At 66.9% G+C, this 1,623-nt stretch carries 1 protein-coding gene; it reads left to right on the top strand.

The genetic code is table 11. The annotated features are described in order from the left end of the window. Positions 1-121 precede the first annotated feature (121 nt). On the top strand, positions 122-1,480 hold the full coding sequence (locus CQY20_RS33720; RefSeq protein WP_003897007.1) for an IS1380 family transposase: 1,359 nt from the start codon (positions 122-124) through the stop codon (positions 1,478-1,480). Positions 1,481-1,623 lie beyond the last annotated feature (143 nt).

Raw genomic sequence — 1,623 nt, 5'->3', positions numbered from 1 at the left:
CCTGAACGTTTCGTGAGATGGGCCGTTGACACGGCTTGTAATGCACGGAAGTGCCTGTCCTGCTTGAGAACATTGGCTTGTCGAAGGTCAACGTTTCTGCGAGCGGGAAGGCACTCCGTAGGTGAAGCGTAGCGCGGTTCGTTCGGTGGTGGTGGATTCAGGTCGCGAGTCGCTGGTGTCGTCGGCCGGCGGGCTGTTGTTGAGACAGACCCTGCGCTGCTGCGGATTGGATAAGGCCATGTCAGCGGCGCTGGCGCCATGGCGTGCACCGCGGTCGGTGCATGACCCGGCCAAGGTTCTCACCGACCTGGCCATTGCGGTGGCCCTCGGCGGTGATTGCGCCGCTGACGTCGCGGTCGTTCGAGCCCAACCCGAGTTGTTCGGGCCGGTGGCCTCTGATCCCACGGTGTCGCGGCTGATCGCCACCTTGGCCGGCGACGTCGATGCCGCAATCGCGGCGATCCGCCGCGCGCGGGCAGCAGCCCGCCAGCACATCTGGCGCCGACAGCGACCGCTGGCCGGTGCGCATGGTGGCCAAGTGATCATCGACCTGGACGCCACCTTGATCACCGCCCACAGCGACAAAGAACAGGCCGCACCGACCTTCAAGTACGGGTACGGATTTCACCCGATGTTGGCCTTTGTCGACCACGGCGCCGACGGGTCCGGTGAAGCGCTGGCGGGGCTGCTGCGCCCGGGCTCGGCGGGCTCCAACAACGCTGCCGACCACATCAGCGTCCTGGATGCCGCGCTGGCCCAGCTGCCCGACCATGAGCGTGCCCAGGTGCTGGTGCGCACCGACACCGGTGGCGGGGTCAAAGACTTCCTGCACCACATCACCAACCTCGGTCTGCAGTACAGCGTCGGGTTCTACGGCATGCCCCCGATCGTCGAAGCCCTCAACCGGGTACCGCGCCAGGCGTGGCGGGCCGCCCTCGACGGCGACGGCGCACCACGCGACGGCGCCCAAGTCGCCGAGCTGACCCGCTACCTGCCTGACACGCTGCGCGGCTGGCCAGCAGGAATGCGGGTCATCGCCCGCCGCGAACGCCCCCACCCCGGCGCCCAACTGCGCCTGACCGACGACAACGGCTGGCGCATCACCTGCTTTGCCACCAACACCCGCGGGTGGTCGATCCCCGATCTGGAAGTCCGCCATCGCCAACGCGCCCGCGCTGAGGACCGCATCCGCAACCTCAAAGACACCGGCCTGACCAACCTGCCGTTTCACGGCTTCGACCAGAACCAGATCTGGCTCGAGATCACCCTGCTGGCCGCTGACCTGCTGGTCTGGACCCAAGTCCTGGCATTTCACGGGCAACCAGCACGACTGTGGGAACCCAAACGGCTACGCCTGCGACTACTGGCGGTGGCCGGGCGGATCATCACCTCCGGGCGGCGTCGCTTCCTGCGTCTGCCCCGCGGATGGCCGTGGAGTGACCTCATCGAAACCGGCTGGACCGCACTACAACCCACCTGAACACCCAGCCCAGTCACGACGACCAAGGACCCAGGAGCACCGGCGAGGACGCAACGCCGGAACCCCAGGCCGCCCAGCATCACAACCACTCACCTGCACCCACAAAGAACCTCAATCGAGCGCCAGGTGAAAGATCGAGGCTA

This window comes from Mycolicibacterium agri (assembly GCF_002553505.1).
Lineage (GTDB): Bacteria > Actinomycetota > Actinomycetes > Mycobacteriales > Mycobacteriaceae > Mycobacterium > Mycobacterium agri.
The sequence above is the reverse complement of the archived record's forward strand: the minus strand, read 5'-3'. Positions and strand labels throughout refer to the sequence as shown.